This window comes from Billgrantia antri (assembly GCF_017868935.1).
GTDB classification, from domain to species: domain Bacteria; phylum Pseudomonadota; class Gammaproteobacteria; order Pseudomonadales; family Halomonadaceae; genus Halomonas; species Halomonas antri.
The window spans coordinates 2,830,623-2,843,668 of record NZ_CP053383.1 but is presented as its reverse complement, the minus strand read 5'-3'; the positions used below and the strand labels follow the sequence as shown (position 1 = coordinate 2,843,668).

General features: G+C 61.5%; 13 protein-coding genes. 7 read left to right on the top strand and 6 right to left on the bottom strand.

Annotated features, from left to right (window positions below):
- Positions 1 to 37: 37 nt before the first annotated feature.
- The 5 genes from HNO53_RS13190 (at position 38) to HNO53_RS13170 (ending at position 4,375) form a co-directional block, all read left to right on the top strand.
- On the top strand, positions 38 to 622 hold the full coding sequence (locus tag HNO53_RS13190; RefSeq protein WP_209472773.1) for a YceI family protein: 585 nt from the start codon (positions 38 to 40) through the stop codon (positions 620 to 622).
- Positions 623 to 744: 122 nt separating this feature from the next.
- Complete coding sequence (locus HNO53_RS13185; protein WP_242597422.1) at positions 745 to 1,242, top strand: PAS domain-containing protein; 498 nt, start codon at positions 745 to 747, stop codon at positions 1,240 to 1,242.
- Between the two features lie 26 nt (positions 1,243 to 1,268).
- On the top strand, positions 1,269 to 2,609 hold the full coding sequence (locus HNO53_RS13180; RefSeq protein WP_209478638.1) for an MATE family efflux transporter: 1,341 nt from the start codon (positions 1,269 to 1,271) through the stop codon (positions 2,607 to 2,609).
- An 83-nt stretch (positions 2,610 to 2,692) separates the two neighbouring features.
- Positions 2,693 to 3,160, top strand: coding sequence for a Spy/CpxP family protein refolding chaperone (locus tag HNO53_RS13175; RefSeq protein WP_209472771.1), 468 nt, complete (start codon positions 2,693 to 2,695; stop codon positions 3,158 to 3,160).
- Between the two features lie 531 nt (positions 3,161 to 3,691).
- Complete coding sequence (locus HNO53_RS13170) at positions 3,692 to 4,375, top strand: hypothetical protein (RefSeq protein WP_209472769.1); 684 nt, start codon at positions 3,692 to 3,694, stop codon at positions 4,373 to 4,375.
- A gap of 84 nt (positions 4,376 to 4,459) precedes the next feature.
- Here the strand turns inward: HNO53_RS13170 and HNO53_RS13165 are convergent, their stop codons facing one another.
- Positions 4,460 to 5,986: an NCS2 family permease gene (locus tag HNO53_RS13165; RefSeq protein ID WP_209472767.1), complete on the bottom strand. Its 1,527-nt coding sequence runs from the start codon at positions 5,984 to 5,986 to the stop codon at positions 4,460 to 4,462.
- 188 nt (positions 5,987 to 6,174) lie between these two features.
- Between HNO53_RS13165 and HNO53_RS13160 the strand changes: the two genes are divergently transcribed.
- Positions 6,175 to 6,921, top strand: coding sequence for a Crp/Fnr family transcriptional regulator (locus tag HNO53_RS13160; protein ID WP_209472765.1), 747 nt, complete (start codon positions 6,175 to 6,177; stop codon positions 6,919 to 6,921).
- A gap of 80 nt (positions 6,922 to 7,001) precedes the next feature.
- Here HNO53_RS13160 and HNO53_RS13155 read toward each other — a convergent pair whose 3' ends face one another.
- From HNO53_RS13155 to cfa, 3 genes are all read right to left on the bottom strand, one after another.
- Positions 7,002 to 8,189, bottom strand: coding sequence for an amino acid aminotransferase (locus tag HNO53_RS13155; RefSeq protein WP_209472763.1), 1,188 nt, complete (start codon positions 8,187 to 8,189; stop codon positions 7,002 to 7,004).
- 142 nt (positions 8,190 to 8,331) lie between these two features.
- Positions 8,332 to 9,243, bottom strand: coding sequence for a GGDEF domain-containing protein (locus HNO53_RS13150; RefSeq protein ID WP_209472761.1), 912 nt, complete (start codon positions 9,241 to 9,243; stop codon positions 8,332 to 8,334).
- 229 nt (positions 9,244 to 9,472) lie between these two features.
- Complete coding sequence (gene cfa, locus HNO53_RS13145) at positions 9,473 to 10,624, bottom strand: cyclopropane fatty acyl phospholipid synthase (RefSeq protein WP_209472759.1); 1,152 nt, start codon at positions 10,622 to 10,624, stop codon at positions 9,473 to 9,475.
- 201 nt (positions 10,625 to 10,825) lie between these two features.
- On the opposite strand from cfa, the gene pyrF reads away from it, so the two are divergent.
- On the top strand, positions 10,826 to 11,527 hold the full coding sequence (pyrF, locus tag HNO53_RS13140; RefSeq protein WP_209472757.1) for an orotidine-5'-phosphate decarboxylase: 702 nt from the start codon (positions 10,826 to 10,828) through the stop codon (positions 11,525 to 11,527).
- A gap of 6 nt (positions 11,528 to 11,533) precedes the next feature.
- On the opposite strand, the gene lapB is transcribed toward pyrF, so the two are convergent.
- Both lapB and HNO53_RS13130 read right to left on the bottom strand, forming a co-directional pair.
- Complete coding sequence (gene lapB, locus HNO53_RS13135) at positions 11,534 to 12,721, bottom strand: lipopolysaccharide assembly protein LapB (protein ID WP_209472754.1); 1,188 nt, start codon at positions 12,719 to 12,721, stop codon at positions 11,534 to 11,536.
- A complete protein-coding gene (locus HNO53_RS13130) occupies positions 12,722 to 13,027 on the bottom strand; it encodes a LapA family protein (protein ID WP_209472752.1) in 306 nt (101 codons plus the stop codon).
- Between the last annotated feature and the right edge of the window lie 19 nt (positions 13,028 to 13,046).

Genomic DNA, 13,046 nt, shown 5'->3' with positions numbered 1-13,046 from the left:
CCAGCGCCCATGGGCGCTTCCATCAAGGAGAGACTCGATGTTCAAGAAAACCGCACTCGCTGCTGCCTTTGGCGCCGTTTCCCTGGCCGTCGCCGGTCCGGTACTGGCAGACGACTACGTGGTGGACACCGAAGGGCAGCATGCTTTCATCCAGTTCAAGATCAACCATCTCGGCTTTTCCTACATTCTCGGCAATTTCGAGGAGTTCGAAGGCCGCTTCCACTACGACCCCGAGGACCTCGAGGCATCAAGCGTCGAGATGGAGGTTCAGGTGGATAGCTTGAACACCAATAATGCTGAGCGTGACAAGCACTTCCTCAGTGGCGACTTCCTGGAAGCCGATGAGTATCCGACCGCCACCTTCGTTTCCACCGGCTTTACGCCCAACGGTGAGGACGAGGGTATCTTGACCGGTGACCTGACCCTGCACGGAGAGACTCGCGAGATCGAGATGCCGGTTACCCTGATGGGTGAGGGAGAAGACCCGTGGGGCGGCTACCGTGCCGGTTTCGAGGGATCGACGACGCTGACCCTGGCCGACTTCGGTATCGACATGAGCGACTTCCCCGAAGCGATGCATGAGCTGGAACTCTACGTTACCTTCGAGGGCGTGCGTCAGTAACAGAGCGCTCGCTGTCGTGATGAGGCCCTCGACACAGCCGAGGGCCTCATTATGCAAGCCGATACGAGATTGTCGCTGAACTCTAGTACCATGCAGGCTTAACTCGGTCATGGAGCCTGCAGGTGCGTCATTTGCTCAGTCCTTTCCGTTGCCTGTGGCAATTATCAAGGTTCCGTTCACGCTCAGCTAGCAATGGTTGCCAGGGTGACTCACGTTTCAGGGTGCTGCTGGAAAGCCTGCCGAATGTCGCGGTCCAAGGCTATGACCGCAATCGGCGGGTCATCTACTGGAATGCGGAAAGTGTTCGGCTCTACGGTTACCGGGCCGAAGAGGCTGCCGGTCGTCCCCTCGAAGAGCTGATCATTCCCGAGCCCATGCGAGCGCAGGTGATACGCAACCACACGGCATGGCTATGCGAGGGCAAGGCCATACCACCGGGGCGCCTGGTGCTGCAGGACAAGCAGGGGTGTCCGGTGCCTGTCTACTCCTACCATGTGATGCTCGACGAATTCACCGCAGATCCCGTCATGTTCTGTGTCGATGTTCGTCTCGATGACATCGAGGCCGAGCGACGAGCACCCTCTGCGATCGATATGGATCTGGAGACATTATTGCAGTGAAACCGCTTTTCTCTCGCGATGCCGCCATGTCTCGGTTGGGCCCGGCCCTCTGGCGTCAGACCTGGCCAATGACTATCGGGGTGTTGGCACTGCTTGGCTTTCAACTGGTGGACAGTGCCTTCGTCGCTCGGCTGGGCACGGCGCCATTGGCAGCCCAGTCGTTCACCTTCCCTCTGACATTCCTGATCATCGGTGTGCAGGTGGGGCTTGGCATCGCCATTGCTGCGTTGATTTCGCGTGCGCTGGGTGCCGGCGAAATTGAAAGGACGCGGCGCCTTGGCTCATTGGTACTGATGGTGGGCGGTGCCATCATTGCTCTGCTCGCATTGATGCTGTGGTGGGCCCAGTCGCCTATTTTCTCTCGCTTGGGTGCCGATGCGGCAACACGAGAACTAATCCGCCACTACTGGGCACCGCAACTGCTTGCCGCTTGGCTGGGGGCGCTCCTCTACTTCGTCTACAGTCTGTTTCGTGCTCACGGCGATACGCGACTGCCTGGCAAGATGATGGTGGTAACCAGTCTCGTCAACTTGCTGCTCGATCCGCTACTGATCTTCGGCTTCGGCCCTTGGCAGGGGCTCGGTCTGCCCGGTGCAGCTTGGGCCACGGCGATCGCCTTCGCCAGTGGGCTGCTGCTGATCGCCAAGCGGCTGCTTCAGAACGACTGGTTGGCGGGCAGTGGACTCAGGCGGGAGTTGGCGGTTTCGACGCGTCCCTTCGTTGGCATTGCCGGGCCGGCAATGATCAGCCAACTCATGCCGCCGCTGGCGGCCATGCTTGCGGTTTCGGTGGTGGCGAGTCTCGGTGAGTCTTCCGTGGCTGCTTGGGGCCTGGCGAGCAGGCTCGAAACGCTGGCGCTAGTCGTGGTGCTGGCCATGACCATGTCACTGCCCCCTTGGCTGGGGCGCTGCTATGGTGCCGGCGACTGGACGCAGATCAGGCAACTGGTGCGCCTGGCGCTGCGGCTCGTGGTGGGATGGCAACTCGCACTGGGTATCATTCTGGCGCTGTTTTCGCCCTGGGCTGCTGAGCTGCTGGCGGGCAGTCCTGACGTGCGTGACGATCTGACGGTGCTGATTCGTTTTCTGCTGCCGAGCTACGCAGCTCTCGGCGTCTGCATGCTGGTAGTGTCCGCCGGCAATGCGCTGGGCTGGCCGCTGCGGGCCATGTTGATGTCGATGGCGAGGCTGTTCCTCTGCTATCTGCCGTTTCTTTGGCTGGGAGCTTCGCTTGCCGGTCTGCCGGGGCTCGCCATGGGAGCGGCGTTGGGCAACGTGCTGGCTGGAGTGGTTGCCTGGCAACTGATGCGGCACATGCTGGCACGAAGCGAGGCCTGTTCGAAACTTTTGTCTCGTGAGCGAACCTGACGCCTGTTCCGCTGTCAGGATTAGGACGTAGTGGCTCGACCGTTCCGGGTCATGAAAGCAACTCTGATGGAATGGAGTACGTAATGAAGCTCACCAAGTTTCTGGCAACGATCGCGCTCACCCTGGGTATTGCCGGCGGCGTGTCGGCACAGCAGATGCAGGCCCCGCCCCAGGGGGATCAGGTGGACCAGCTCGATCAGTTGCTCGACCTGGACGAGAACCAACAGCAGGAGATCCGTAGCCTGCTGGATGAGGCTGAGCGTCAGCTGGCGCCCAAGGAGCAGGAAGCCCAGGCGCTTCAGGCGCGCCTTGGTGATCATGTCGGTCCCGACTACGACGAGAACCAGATTCGTGAGGATGCCTCGCGGCTAGGCGACCTGACCGGCGAGATCACGGCCGAGACGGTATTGCTTCAGTCTCGCATCGAGTCAGTGTTCACCGATGAGCAGCGTCAGCAGCTGGACGATGCGATCGCCCAGCAACAGCAGCAGATGCAGGACCTGCAGAACCAGATGCAGCAACAGGCCCAGCCGGCCCAGCCTGCGGAGTAAGGCTGCCTGCACAGCGACTTTCGTGCGGGAGTCGCTGTGGCATCGGGAGAAGTCAGCGGCGGCTTGTTGCTGTTCGCCCCTGACCGAATGGCGTGATCCATCATCGACCCGAGCGGTCTGAATGTATCCCGTGACGCTGCATGACGTAGCGCACGGGTGGGTATCGACGAGGCCCTGTCGAGCGATCGGCAGGGCCTCGTTGCGTCGGTAGGGGTTGGCTTCTGCTGCGCTCGTGGCATGAAGTCGCGAAATGGAAACAGGGGCTGCACCTTCTTATCCTCCGTATCACGGGGCGAATTTTGTGGGCGAGCCTCACGTTTGTGCTGTCTCATCATTGCGACGGATCGAGGCTGCGCTAATCAGTTGTAAGCAGCTGCATGAACACCGTGCTCTTTCAATTATCTGTTTTTTTAGTTTTATGTTTGGCATGGCATACCTTTCGCTAGGCAGGGTATGAGCGGGATCGTTGATGAGTCGCTCATCAGGAGTTTGACCGAACCACCCCCAAGGAGACGGGGACAAGGAGGCGCTATGAAGCTCAAGACACTGACTGCCAGTATGGCCCTGATCTTTGCCGGCCTGGCTGGCGCGACCGCTCATGCCGATAGCGAGACGTGGCAGAGCGGCAATGTTTCCGCCACGGCATCGTTGGGAGTGGCCAGCGAATCGTCTCCCATGCTGCTGGCCCAGGCCGGCGGTGCCGAGGGTGGCCTGGACGGCGGTGCCGAGGGTGGCCTGGATGGCGGTGCCGAGGGTGGCCTGGATGGCGGTGCCGAGGGTGGCCTGGATGGCGGTGCCGAGGGTGGCCTGGATGGCGGTGCCGAGGGTGGCCTGGATGGCGGTGCCGAGGGTGGCCTGGATGGCGATGCCGAGGGTGGCCTGGATGGCGATGTCGAAGGCAGTGTCGATGGCGACACCGATGCCAGCGCCGAAGGTGATACGACCGATGGTTCTCTCGATGGCGATGCCGAGAGCAGCCTTGACGGTGACATGGAGACGGAAACCACGGATGAGTTCGACGCGGAGACCGACATGGACGCCGATGCGGAAACGGAGACCGAGGTTGAAGCCGACGATCCGAAAGCACCAGGGCTGGATCGTGCCATGAAGCAAGCTGCCGAGCCTGCCCAGGAACGGATCGAACAGAATCGTGAGCGCATCAGGGGGACGGCAGAGGGCGAGACGGAAGCCGAAACTACCATCGACACCAATTGAACCGGCATGCGTTTGCTCTCAAAGCATTCTGAGGGAGCCAGTAAGGAAACCGGGGGCGCAGCTGCGCCCCCGGTGCTCTGCGCCTCAGTCGGCTGCTGGCGGCGCGGGCCTCGAGGGTGAGGCATGAGGGACTGCCAGCTTCTCCTGCTGCCATGCGAAATAGAGGAACAGCACGCCCATCACCAGGTAGCCGAGGGTGAAGTCCCAGGCGGCATTTACGGCCAGTTTGGGGGCGTGCATCAAGCCGACGAAGGAGAAGGTGGCTGCCACCGCGGCGAAGGTGGCGGCGCGACGAAACTGGTGGTCGATGACCGACACCGTCATGGCACCGATAAAGATCGCCATGAACATGGCCCCCTGGCCCATCGGTACGACACCCGAGGAGATGCCCGTGACGGTCTCTTCGGCGGCCCGGTTGAAGCGTGTCATCACGTAGTTAGCGAAGTAGGGCAGCATGGCCAGTGCCACCGCCGGGTAGTAGCGAGTATCATTGCTCTGGAAGGCGGTGGCGATCATCGACATGCCGACGAAGACCAGGATCGGTGCGACCACCGAGACGGGGATGATGGCTGCCAGCGCGGCGATCAGGCCGAACATAGTGGCAACGGCATAGACGGCACCGTTGAGGATGCTGTAGCCGCGTCCCGCTCCCATCCACTTGGCGCCCACGGTGGCAATATAAACGGTGGTAGGGAAGACGCCGCCGAACAATGCGCCGATCATGGTACCGGCACCATCCACGGCCTGGCACTCGCGAACGTCATACTTGTCGCCCGCGGCCTCCATGGCCTCGACGTTGTTCATGGTCTCGATGGCGTTATACAGCGTGATTGGCAGCACCACGGTGAGCACCGCCAACATGCCGGTGAACAGCAGTCCCAGCCCCTCGAACCAGGCCAGGTTGGGCAGCAGCGGATAGAATCCCAGGTGGGTAAAGGCGTCGCTGAAGCGCTCGCCGCCGGCATCACCGATCAGGTAGGCCATGGCGGTGCCGATGACGATGGCGAACAGCGAGGTAGGCAGGCGGAACGGCATGCTGACGCGGGCCACCAGGCCGACGATGATGATTGCCAAGACCAGCAGGCCGATCACGGGCATTTCCAGGGTCTTGAACAGCATCTCGCCGGCGATGAAGGTCAGTGCCACCCCCGCCACTGCCCCGAGCATGGCGGCTCGCGGCAGGTGATACTGCACCCAACGGCCTACCAGGCTGACGGCGGCCTCGATGGCACCGCTGATGAAGCAGGCCGCGACCGCCACCTTCCAGGCCAGCTCGGCATCTCCGGTGAGCTGCTTGGCAGGCAGCAGCACGCCGAACAGGAAAACGAACATCACCGGCGTGGAGATGCCGTAGGAGAGCGCGGTGACGTCGGCGCGGTTCTCCTTGCGTGCCAGGCGTGCTGCCGACCAGGCGTAGTAGAAGTTGCCGACCATCACCGCCACTGCAGCTCCCGGTAATACCTGGCCGAAGACGATGGAAGCGGGAAAGCCCATACCCAGCATGGTGATGGCGATGATGACGAAGTTGGCGATATTGTTCTGGAAGAGGGCGAAGAAGGCATCGGTGTCCTCCTTCTTGTACCAGGGGTAGTGCACGGGGGAAGCCGCCATGATGAGCCTCTTGCGTGTTGGGGTTGTAGTCAAGGCAGGCCCAGTTTGACTATTTTCTGACTATTCGGTCAAGACTGCCTTTGTCGTATGTCGCAAGGCTAGCGCGGTATGATGGGTCAATTTTCGTGGATTTCGTTGCGCTATGCGGGAGAGATGCGTAGGCGCCCATGCAGACAGGGGATTGATCGATGGATCTAGACGAGAGCTGTATCGTTCGCCACTTCAATTTTTACAGTCCTCTGTCCGAGGAGGACAAGGCACTGCTAGCCACGCTCGAAGACAGCGCCTCACGGGTGCGGGCGGGCACCGTGCTGTGGGAGGAGCGGGATGAGGCCGAAGAGTTCTGTACGCTCAAGGCTGGCTGGGCATTCTCCTACCGTGAGCTGGAGAACGGTACGCGACAGATCCTCGAAATCTATCTGCCGGGCGATATCATCGGGCTGCGCGAGTTTGCCTTCACGCAGCGCCTGGCCGGGGTGCAGATGGTCGAGGACGGAGAAGTCTGCTTCTTTCCCCACTGCAACCTCGTCAACATTTTTCGTCAATCGTTTACCCTCACTTCGATCCTGTTTGCCGTGGCCAGCCGCCAGCAGATCTTGATTACCGAGCGCCTGGTGAATCTGGCACGCCGCAACGCTCGTCAGAAACTGGCGCACTTCCTGCTGGAAATCTATCAGCGCCTCAAGCAGACCCATGCCCATGGTAGCGATAGCATTCGGTTGCCGATGTCACAGGAGATCCTGGCCGATCTGCTGGGGCTCAGCCCGGTGCATATCAGCCGAACCTTTACTGCCCTGAGTGAAGATGGACTGGTCATTCGTAATCGACACAAGGTGACCTTGCCGGACCTGGAGGCCTTGACCCAGGAGGCCGGGTTCGATGACCGCTACCTGATCGAGAACATTCGCCCTGTGCTTGGTGGCCAGGGCGCATGACGTCGTGAGGCTATCAACAAGATAAAAACGCTGCACCCCGGATATACCGGGGTGCAGCATTGGCGACTTACCGTACTCGATCAGTTGACCGCGGCGATGGCCTTGGCCAGGTAGGGCAGGTTCTCGTGGGAGAAACCGGCCACGTTGGCGCGGCCCGAACGTACCATGTAGATGCCGAACTCGTCGCGCAGGCGGTCGACCTGCTCCGGCTGAAGGCCGGTATAAGAGAACATGCCGCGCTGCTCGGCCACGCAGGCATACTTCTGGTCGAGCCCATAGGGCTTCAGAGCCTCGACGAAATCGCGGCGCAGGGTGTTGATGCGGTCGCGCATCTCGGTGAGTTCCTCGCGCCACAGTGCAGCCAGCTCGGCGGAGTGCAGGATCTCGCTGACGATGGCGCCGCCATGGGCCGGTGGGTTGGAGTAGTTCTCGCGGGCGACGATGGCCACCTGCGAGCGGATGTTCTGCATCTGCTCGTTATTCTTCGCCACCATGATCAGGCAGCCGGTGCGCTCGCAGTAGATGCCGAAGTTCTTCGAGCAGGAACTGGTGATGATCACCTCGTCGAGGTTCTCGGCCAACAGGCGAACGCCGTAGGCGTCTTCATCGAGACCTTCGCCGAAGCCCTGGTAGGCGAAGTCGATCAGTGGTAGCAGGCCGCGCTCACGAACCACTTCGAGGATCTGCTGCCACTGTTCGCGGTTCAGGTCAAAGCCGGTGGGGTTGTGGCAGCAGGCATGCAGCACGATGACGTCGCCGGCGGGAATCTGCTTGACCGCTGCCAGCATGCCTTCGAAGTCGAGGCGGTTCTCGGCGTCGACGTAGGGGTACTTGTGCAGTTCGATACCGGCGGCAGTGAAGATACCGTGGTGGTTCGGCCAGGTAGGGTTGCTGACCCAGATGCCCTTGCCGGGGAGCTGGGTGCTGATGAAGTCGGCGGCCAGACGCAGTGCGCCGGTGCCACCCGGTGACTGTGTCGCGCTGGCGCGACCGGCCTCGAGTACCGGCGAGCCTTCGCCCAGCACCATCGGCAGGATCACTTCGCCATACTCGGGTGCACCATGGGAGCCGATGTAGGTTTTGGTGGTTTCGTTCTTGAGCAGCAGGGCCTCGGCTTCCTTGACGGCGCGCATCACCGGGGTATTGCCCTGGGCGTCCTTGTAGACGCCGACACCGAGATCGACCTTCTCGGGATTGGTATCCTTCTTGAAGGCTTCGATCAGGCCGAGGATGGCGTCCCCGGGAACCCGCTCAATATGTTCGAACATGTATTTCGCTACCTCGTCGGTCTGGCGGCAAGTGGGTGATCGTGGCGACGCCGGGCCTCGTTATCGTACGGCCCGCATCCTCTACATGATGCCACTGCCTTACGCATTCTGCCACTTGAGGTGTCGGCGGGCAGTGGCGCGATCAGCCGCTGATGACGCGGTTTCGACCTTGATGCTTGGCCGCGTATAGACTGCGGTCGGCTCTGCCGATCAGCGTGTCTCTCGACTCCCCCAGACGGTACTCGGCAAGCCCGATACTGGCGGTGACCTGGCCTGCCTCGATACCGAAGTCGTGCGTGGCAATGGCGTGGCGCAGCCGTTCGGCCAGCGGCTGGCTGGCGACCAGGGGGGTCAGAGGCAACAGCACGGCGAACTCCTCGCCGCCGAGCCGGCCAATGACGTCTTCCTCGCGAAGCAGTTCATGGCACAGGTTGGCGAATTCGGCGAGAACCTGGTCGCCCTGCAGGTGGCCCCAGGTATCATTGATGCGCTTGAAATGGTCGAGGTCGATCAGCATCAGGGAGAGCGGGCTGGTATGCCGGTTGCACTTGGCGATCTCTTCCTCCAGCCGGGTCATCAGCCTGCGGCGGTTGGCCAGGCCGGTCAGGTCATCGGTATCCGAGAGCCGGCGCAATCGGGCCTCCTCGGCCATTTGCTCGGTGATGTCGATCATCAGGCCGTACCAGAGTACACCAGTCGTCGCATCTTCCGGTTGGGCGCGGAGCGCGACCCAGCGGCAGCGGCGGCTCGACAGGCGTATGCGAAACTTGGTGGCGATGGGAATGCGCCAGCGAGCCGAGCGTTCGATGGCAGCCATCACTCGCGGATAGTCTTCCTCATCCAGGCGGTCGAGCATATGACGAGCGTCCTGGTTCAAGGCGTCGCGGTCAATTCCTGGCAGGCCGGTGCCGCTTCCGGCCAGGTAGGGGAAATGCATGTGCCCGTGATGGTCACGATGAAACTGAAAGACGACGCCGGGCAGGCGTTCCGTGAAGTCGCGCATGCTGATCGGCTCATTCAGCTCCCCTCCCGTCATGGCATTCTCTTCAGGCATGCGGGCATCCCTTGTGGCCTGCTGCGTACAGGCATAGTCCTGATGTTGTTATGTCACGGCTCGGTATCACGTCACGGACAGGCATGGCTTCCGTGGGAAGCGCCACCTGTACAAGGGAGCCGTTGAGAGAATGTCTAATATACGTTGTAACAGTGCGTAAATCATCTAGCAGAAGCTGTAAGAGATTGGCTATACAGCTTGTAAGACAAAGCCACACGCAGCGTGGCCGTCACCGTGGCGCGTCGTAGCGAGCCTTCCTGCCGCGGGAGAAGACGATCTGCCAGAGCTGAAGGTCACGTGCACGAAAGGCGCCGGCGCATACCGACAGGTAGTAGCGGAACATGCGCTCGATGCGCTGGCTGTAACGATCGGCGATCTCGTGCCAGTGGGCGTCGAAATTGTCGCGCCAGGCCATCAGTGTCCTGTCGTAGTCGGGGCCGAAGTTGTGCCAATCCTCCATCAGCAGCAGGCCTTCGCTGGCCTCTGCGATGTGGCGTGCCGAGGGCAGCACCCCGTTGGGAAAGATATACCGGTCGATCCAGGGATCGACGCTGATCTCGGAGCTGTTCGAGCCAATGGTATGTAGTAGAAAGAGGCCTCCTTCGGCCAGCAGTTGCTCCACGGTCTGGAAATAGACCGCATAGTTGCGATGCCCCACGTGCTCGAACATGCCGATGGAAACGATGCGGTCGAAGCAGCCGCTCAACTCACGGTAGTCCTCCAGCTCGATCTCGACGGGCAGCCCCGCGCAGCGCTTCCTGGCCAGTTCCGCTTGTTCGCGTGAAATGGTGATGCCGGTCACCGAGACGCCGTAATGACGGGCCGCGTACTCGGCGAAGCTGCCCCAGCCGCAGCCGATGTCCAGTACGCGCATGCCGGGGCGCAGCTCGAGCTTGCGGCAGGCCAGTTCGAGCTTGGCGAGCTGAGCCTCGTGGAGTGTCTTGGCATCCTTCCAGTAGCCGCAGGAGTAGCACATGGTGGGATCGAGCATACGCTCGAACAGATCATTGCCCAGGTCGTAATGCGCTTCGCCGACGATATAGGCGCGTGCCTTGCTCTGCAGGTTGAGAAGCCCCGCCTGGAGGCGATACATGATGCGATCCGCGGGGGGGCGAGCCCGCTCTCCCAGGCCGTGTAGGAGCAGGCGGCAAGCCATCTCGTCGACCTGCTCGCATTCCCACCAGCCGTCCATGAACGATTCTCCCAGACCCAGGGAGCCTTGACGCAGGATCCTCGAGCAGAAGTCGGGATGATAAATCTGCGGGTCCCAGGCAGCCTCGCCATTGAGCGTGACGCCGGAACCCTCCAGCAGCGTCGTCAGAACTCGCTGGGCTCGGTTGTCAGGTAGGGCGATAGGCGCTATGCGTTGCTCACTTGACATGGAAACCTCCTGATCCTCGAGGCAGGGGGCATGCATGGCACGGCTGAGTTGAGTGTCGCGAAGCCTGGAAGCGATCTGTGTCTATCGTGCATGCCATGGCGTGCTCATATTAGGTAAGAGCATAGTTCAGGGTGGAGAGAACGGTGAACTACGCATGGCTGGTATACTCGCGCTACCCACATGCAGCCGGAGTTCTTGAACGTGTCCAGCGATTCGCCGCTTATCATTGCTCTCGACCACCCTTCTCTCGATGCTGCCCTATGCCTGGCCGACCGGCTCGATCCCGAGCGCTGTCGCGTCAAGGTGGGCAAGGAGCTGTTTACCCGCAGCGGGCCGGAGGTAATCGATGCGCTTCACGGCCGTGGTTTCCAAATCTTTCTTGACCTAAAGTTTCATGACATCCCCAATACCGTTGCCGGAGCCGTTCAGGCGGCCGCCGAGCAGGGCGTCTGGATGGTCAACGTGCACGCCAGCGGCGGCAAGCGCATGATGGAAGCGGCACGTGAGCGACTGGACCGCCACGGTTTGTCCACCCAACTGATCGCCGTGACGGTGCTGACCAGCATGACGACAAGCGATCTCGCTGGTGTGGGCATCGATGCAAGTCCGGCGCAGCATGTCGAGCGACTGGCCCTGTTGGCGCGCCAGAGCGGCATGGATGGAGTGGTGTGTTCGGCACAGGAGGCGGCTCGCTTACGCGAGCTCTGCGGCGACGACTTCCTCAAGGTGACCCCAGGGATCAGACCTCACTTTGCCGAGCCGGGTGATCAGCGTCGCGTGATGACGCCGGCCGAGGCAATGGCGGCGGGAAGCACTCACCTCGTGGTCGGCAGGCCGGTGACCCAGGCGGACGATCCCATGGCGGCCCTGGCGGCTATCGAGCAGGAGCTGGCTGCGCGTTGAGCAGCCTCATTCCCCTTCGATGCCGGTGATGGGACGCGTGGTGCCCCAGCTCCGGCAGCTGGGGCACTGCCAGTGGAGCGGCTGGCCGGCAAACCCGCAGCGTTGGCACCGATGCTTGGGACGTGCCGTCAACAGGGTGTGGGTATGTTGCTTGAGCAGCTGCAACCGGTTGTCGGGAGGGCCTTGCTCCTGCTGCTGTTGCTGGTAGAGATCCAGCAAGTAGTCGAGTGCACCCAGGCTCGGCGCGCGGTTGAGCTGTTCGCTAACCAGCTCGATGGCTACCTGCAGTCCTAGGCGTTTGCGCTGTGTTTCCGCCAGCAGGATGATCAGGCTGGTCACGTGGGCTCGTTCAAGCAATCGTTCCAGGCAATTCACCAGGCCCGCCTCGTCATCCATCATCGAGTAGGCATGGTGTAGCGGTTCCAGGACGATCGGCATCATGTCCATATCCTGGTCGGGGATGCGCATGAGGATGCGGATGGCTTCGCGATAGTGGCCAGTATCCTGCGCCAGCGCTGCCAACAAGAGGTTGGCGCGAACGCAGCGAGGGTCGATGGACAGCGCCCGGCGCAGGTGCTTGCGAGCCAGTCCCGGGCTGGCCGAATGGCGCTCCTGATCGGCCATTTCGCATAGCCAGTGGGCGGCTGCCCGACGGATGTCATCGTGCTGACGAGTCAGGCCGGGGTAGGCCACGTCGAAGGCGGCTTGCCACTCTCCCTCGCGATCGAAAAGGTCTGCCAGCAGGCGCTTGGCGGAATGACGGAAGTCGTCATGGCTGGCGTCCTGTATGAGTTGCTGAAGCAGTCGCTCGCTGCGGTCGAATAAGCCCAGATGAAGAAAATCCCGCGCCAGTTCTAGCTGCACCTGCTCGCTTTGTAGTGCCGTCAGGGTGGGGCGCGCCAGCAAGTTCTGATGAATCTTGACGGCGCGGTCGGCTTCGCCGCGAGTGCGAAACAGGTTGCCCAAGGTTATGTGGGTATCGATGGTCTCACTATTGACTTCCAGTGCGCTGACGAAAGTTTCGATGGCGCGATCGGGCTGCTCGTTGAGCAGGTAGTTCAGACCGACGAAATAATCCCGTGACAGCGTGTTAGGTGGTGCGAGATCGCGGCTGCCCTGGCGCTCACGGCGACCTAGCCACCAGCCAATGGCAACGGCAGCCACCAGCATCACAAGCAGCAGGGCATCAGGCATTTACGGCAGTTCCTTGAGCTCCTGAACGCGCAGTCGGTCGAGTTCCTTGCGTTGCTGTCGATTCAAGCGCTGGGCACGGGAGAGTGCGGTGCGCAGTCTCAGCCAGACTCCAGTCATCGCCAGCATGCCCAGCACCACGCCGCTGACCAGGGCGACCAGAAGCCAGACCGAGAGCGAAATGGCCGGCAGCTCTATCCAGATCAGGTTGAGTGGTACCGTCTGCTGGTTGTTGACGGCGAAAAGAATGCCGACAAGCAGAACCGCCAGCAGAATGATGGCCAGGATCAGGCCTTTGAGCCAACGCATGTGTTTTTCCCTTGTAAAT

What these genes read in the sequence shown, in the direction of transcription:
- HNO53_RS13155 (WP_209472763.1), bottom strand. Translation starts at nt 8,189, where the DNA reads ATGTTCGAACATATTGAGCGGGTTCCCGGGGACGCCATCCTCGGCCTG.
- HNO53_RS13175 (WP_209472771.1), top strand. Translation starts at nt 2,693, where the DNA reads ATGAAGCTCACCAAGTTTCTGGCAACGATCGCGCTCACCCTGGGTATT.
- HNO53_RS13160 (WP_209472765.1), top strand. Translation starts at nt 6,175, where the DNA reads ATGGATCTAGACGAGAGCTGTATCGTTCGCCACTTCAATTTTTACAGT.
- HNO53_RS13190 (WP_209472773.1), top strand. Translation starts at nt 38, where the DNA reads ATGTTCAAGAAAACCGCACTCGCTGCTGCCTTTGGCGCCGTTTCCCTG.
- HNO53_RS13170 (WP_209472769.1), top strand. Translation starts at nt 3,692, where the DNA reads ATGAAGCTCAAGACACTGACTGCCAGTATGGCCCTGATCTTTGCCGGC.
- lapB (WP_209472754.1), bottom strand. Translation starts at nt 12,721, where the DNA reads ATGCCTGATGCCCTGCTGCTTGTGATGCTGGTGGCTGCCGTTGCCATT.
- cfa (WP_209472759.1), bottom strand. Translation starts at nt 10,624, where the DNA reads ATGTCAAGTGAGCAACGCATAGCGCCTATCGCCCTACCTGACAACCGA.
- HNO53_RS13150 (WP_209472761.1), bottom strand. Translation starts at nt 9,243, where the DNA reads ATGCCTGAAGAGAATGCCATGACGGGAGGGGAGCTGAATGAGCCGATC.
- HNO53_RS13130 (WP_209472752.1), bottom strand. Translation starts at nt 13,027, where the DNA reads ATGCGTTGGCTCAAAGGCCTGATCCTGGCCATCATTCTGCTGGCGGTT.
- HNO53_RS13165 (WP_209472767.1), bottom strand. Translation starts at nt 5,986, where the DNA reads ATGGCGGCTTCCCCCGTGCACTACCCCTGGTACAAGAAGGAGGACACC.
- HNO53_RS13180 (WP_209478638.1), top strand. Translation starts at nt 1,269, where the DNA reads ATGTCTCGGTTGGGCCCGGCCCTCTGGCGTCAGACCTGGCCAATGACT.